Origin of the sequence: Psychroserpens damuponensis (assembly GCF_000826655.1) — a bacterium.
Lineage (GTDB): Bacteria > Bacteroidota > Bacteroidia > Flavobacteriales > Flavobacteriaceae > Psychroserpens > Psychroserpens damuponensis.
The window spans coordinates 1-3,727 of sequence record NZ_JXJO01000020.1 but is presented as its reverse complement, the minus strand read 5'-3'; the positions used below and the strand labels follow the sequence as shown (position 1 = coordinate 3,727).

Annotated in this window: 5 protein-coding genes; all 5 read right to left on the bottom strand. The window is 30.3% G+C overall.

Annotation, left to right across the window (positions count from 1 at the left end):
• Positions 1-98: 98 nt before the first annotated feature.
• The 5 genes from TD29_RS12440 to TD29_RS12420 all read right to left on the bottom strand — a co-directional run bounded on the left by TD29_RS12440 (position 99) and on the right by TD29_RS12420 (position 3,550).
• On the bottom strand, positions 99-971 hold the full coding sequence (locus TD29_RS12440) for an alpha/beta hydrolase (protein ID WP_241485273.1): 873 nt from the start codon (positions 969-971) through the stop codon (positions 99-101).
• 15 nt (positions 972-986) lie between these two features.
• Entirely contained in the window at positions 987-1,544 is a 558-nt protein-coding gene (locus TD29_RS12435; RefSeq protein WP_052467102.1) for a hypothetical protein, read from the bottom strand.
• 128 nt (positions 1,545-1,672) lie between these two features.
• Positions 1,673-2,221 (bottom strand): hypothetical protein, encoded by a 549-nt coding sequence (locus tag TD29_RS12430; RefSeq protein ID WP_040281073.1) that lies wholly within the window; start codon positions 2,219-2,221, stop codon positions 1,673-1,675.
• On the bottom strand, positions 2,211-2,702 hold the full coding sequence (locus TD29_RS12425; RefSeq protein ID WP_040281072.1) for an RNA polymerase sigma factor: 492 nt from the start codon (positions 2,700-2,702) through the stop codon (positions 2,211-2,213). Before TD29_RS12425 ends, TD29_RS12430 begins: the two co-directional genes overlap by 11 nt.
• On the bottom strand, positions 2,702-3,550 hold the full coding sequence (locus tag TD29_RS12420) for an alpha/beta fold hydrolase (RefSeq protein WP_040281071.1): 849 nt from the start codon (positions 3,548-3,550) through the stop codon (positions 2,702-2,704). Before TD29_RS12420 ends, TD29_RS12425 begins: the two co-directional genes overlap by 1 nt.
• Positions 3,551-3,727 lie beyond the last annotated feature (177 nt).

Genomic DNA, 3,727 nt, shown 5'->3' with positions numbered 1-3,727 from the left:
ACGAACCAGAGAAAATTCCTCAGGAATTTTTGTAAGTAGACTATAATCAGGCGATTAATTATAGGCGGTGTTAACAAACGTATTTTTAGAGAATATTATCAATTCTCTTGATTAATGTAAATTAAACCTTCGTACAAAGCTATTAATGGCACAGAGCGATGGTTTTCGTTGTCATAATACTTTATTTCGACATTTAGAGGTTCTTCCGATTTCTTTGTGATTAATTCATGGATGTAGTCGTGTCTTTTTTTATTTCTCTCGTAACTAGTCTCTCCTTGATTGGCAGTAGCTATGTAAAGTTTTTTGTTCAATGATAGTGATGGCATAGAATCAACTTTATTTTTTATCATCTCTTTGCTCCACCAAATACTTGGGTCTATAGAGATGTAAGAATCGAATACGCTATTTTTATCCATATAAGAATTTAATGTAAGTAAACCTCCTAGAGAATGTCCAACAAGAGTTCTAGATGGTTCTGTTCTATAGTTTTCATCAACATAAGGTATGAGCTCTTTCTCAATGAAATTCAAAAACTTTCTTCCTCCTCCCATAGTATTTGGTCGTTTGGTTTTAATTTTTGTAACAGTAAAATCTCGTTCACGGTCAATATTTACTATGGCTATAATAATACTTTCTGGCATTAAATTGTTTCGGTTCCTATTGGAACTCATAAAATGTACTATTCCAGATGCTGTTTTAAAATGAGTATATCCATCCAATAATATGATAATTGGATATTTTTTCGCTACTTCAGTTGAATCATTATATGAATCAGGTATACTTATTAAACATGTTCTTTCTTCATTTAAAATACTAGATTTAATAACGAACTGATTTCCTATTATAATATCTGTTTTATTCTGTCCGAATGTAGTTTTTACTCCGAATAGTAGGATGCCTAAAATTGCAAATGTTAAAGTTCTCATAGCTTGCTTTATATGTTTGGTAACGGTTTTGTGTATGTTATACACGGTGTTGGCATTAGTTTATTTCTTTTGTAGGAATTTAATTCCAAATATGATTAAGATTACTATTAAAGCAATAAAAAATATGCTGGTTGACGTGCTTTTTATAAGCGAAAAAGTATTAGTTGTATTAACTAGATTCTTCGTCAAGTTAGGATAACTGTTTAACATTGTGATAATTCCAATGTTTTCCAGGTAATCCGTGATTCCTGCAATTATTGGTAACAAACAAAGAAAAGTAAAAGGCGATTTGAGTTTGTTTAATTTTTTTAAAAAATATGCCAAAAGGAGAGAATATGTCAGTGCAAAAAGGAGTGGATAAATCATATCCACAGGTATTTGATTAGTTAAATAAATTTCACGTCCATTTTCACCAAGTGTCCTAAATAATATATTTACATAGTCAAGATTATATCCTGTTGGTAGCATATCTAACAGTTTCATTCCGTTCGAGAATCCCATTGTTTTTGGAATGGTTACCAACAACATAAATAGGTAAACTATATTGGTTAGTATAAAAAGACCCAATACTTTTTTTCCAGAAGTGTATTTTTCTAGAATTTTATCGAAATGTTTCATCTTCATAATGTTTTACAACGGTTTTCACAGATAGAATGTCCGCATAGACTTGTGTAAATAGGCTATAACAAGCCATTGATTTTGTACATTGTAGTGTGACGTTTTTTTATTCAAATTGATAGTTTTTATTATCTATCCAATTGATTTAATAATTGTTGTTCTTTGATTGTACTTTTAATAATAATACCAATAACAACAATAATAGAAAGAAAACCTGAAATTAGAATGTAGGTGTAAAATCCTTTTGAAAAGTAATCCTTAAAATAAGGTAATAGCAAGCAAAATCCAAATATGTAAACTGCAATGCAGATTGGTGTGATAATATAATTAATCAGTTGTCGAACTTTGTAATATTTTTTCAAATAGGCGTGGTAAGATTTTTGCGTCATTGAAATAAGTTTTTTTTCTTTACGATATAGCGAATAGAATTCCAAGATAATTCGTAATGTAAGACTTACAATCATAAGAATTAAACCTAAATTAAAGGTGTTCCATTGATTGAATGCATAATAAAAAGCATAGATTATCAATATAGCCACTGTTAATGACATAACAGTAATACTTATATGTTGATTGTTACGCTGCTTTTTCGCTTTTGTAATTATATCTTTAGGATTAAAACTTAAGCGATCATCAGCTTGAATCTCCCATAATTTATTTAGGTTGTCATTTTCCATTTTTAATACATTTTAAAAGTGATTTTCGAATACGACTTAATCGTGTTCGTAATGTTCCGTGTGCTAAACCAACGGTATTGGCAATAGTAGCCTGTGGTATGTTTTCTAGTTCTAATAATATCATTGCTTTATTTTGCTCGTTTAGTTGGTCTATACACTGATACATTTTTTTTATGTTACCTTCCTCGTTGTTATTGTCATTATCATTGTTAGTATTTGACAATACTTCCTCATTAACAGGGATACTTTTTTTTGTTTTACGTAAATCCCCTAAACATATATTTACAGCAATTCTATAAATCCAAGTGTCAATAGAAGACTTCCCTTCAAATGAATTTCTATGTTTCCATACCTTTATAAAGGTCTCTTGAAGCCATTCATTAGCAAGCTCATTATTTCCAGATGCATAGCCTAAACATAACCTATGGATTTTAGAAGCATGTAAATTATAGATGTTAGTAAACTCTTGTTCTGTAATCATTAATTAGATGATAATATCGTTTGAATTTGTTTTAAAAACCATTCAGGTTTGTCTAGCATTATAAAATGGGCACTTTCTTCTGCTATAATAAAATTGTAGTCTATTAAATTTGCATACTGGTTTTTATAAGTTTGCTTAACCATATCGTTACCATATGGTTGTGATGCTGCAATTATAGTAATTGGAATAGAAATGGTTTTTAAATTTTCTCTAAGGTCTAATTTAAGGTAATCTGTATATCCATATACATATGTTTTCCGGTCAGATTCTAGTATCCAATTCTTAATTTTTTCTTGAGCTGATTTTTTAAGGCTCATACCTTTTGACATTGCTGTGGCAGTTTGCTCAAAGGCTACATCATCCATTGCTAGTAGTTGATTGTTATATGGACTTTCATACATCAAGTTTTCAGGGTTGAAATCAGGAATCATTAATGCGCCAGAAGCAGGAAGCGCATCAATTAATATGATTTTAGAAAGGTTTAAGTTGTTTTGTGAAGCGAGCCATGTGGCAATTGTTCCGCCCAAACTGTGTCCAATTATGGTTGTATTCTGCAGGTCGTTTTTTAAGATATAGTTTTTTAGAGATTCGTTAACTTTAGGTAACCAAGGGAATTCTATTGGTTCTTTTCCTCCAAAACCAGCTAAAGTTACTATATGACATTCATAATTTTTTTCAAGTTTCTTTACTAGTGGATTCCAAACGTTTCCAGGGACTGTAAACCCAGGAATTAATAGGATAGGTTTACCTTTTCCTGTAACTTCTACACTGATAGGCTGACTTTCATTTTTTGCGTAAATTGATAAAGAAAACACGAATAAGACGAATAATAAAATAAGATTTTTCATTGTTTTTAAGTTTTGATTTCCCTTTAGATGCGGAAATCACAAAATGTTACATCTTATTTTAAAGTGATATAAAATAAGGTCAATTCATTCTTTGATAATGGTTGGTCAAAATGTTGCACAACGCGATTATTTATGATTCGTTGTGCGTTTTAGCAACCAATTTAGCAAACATTCACG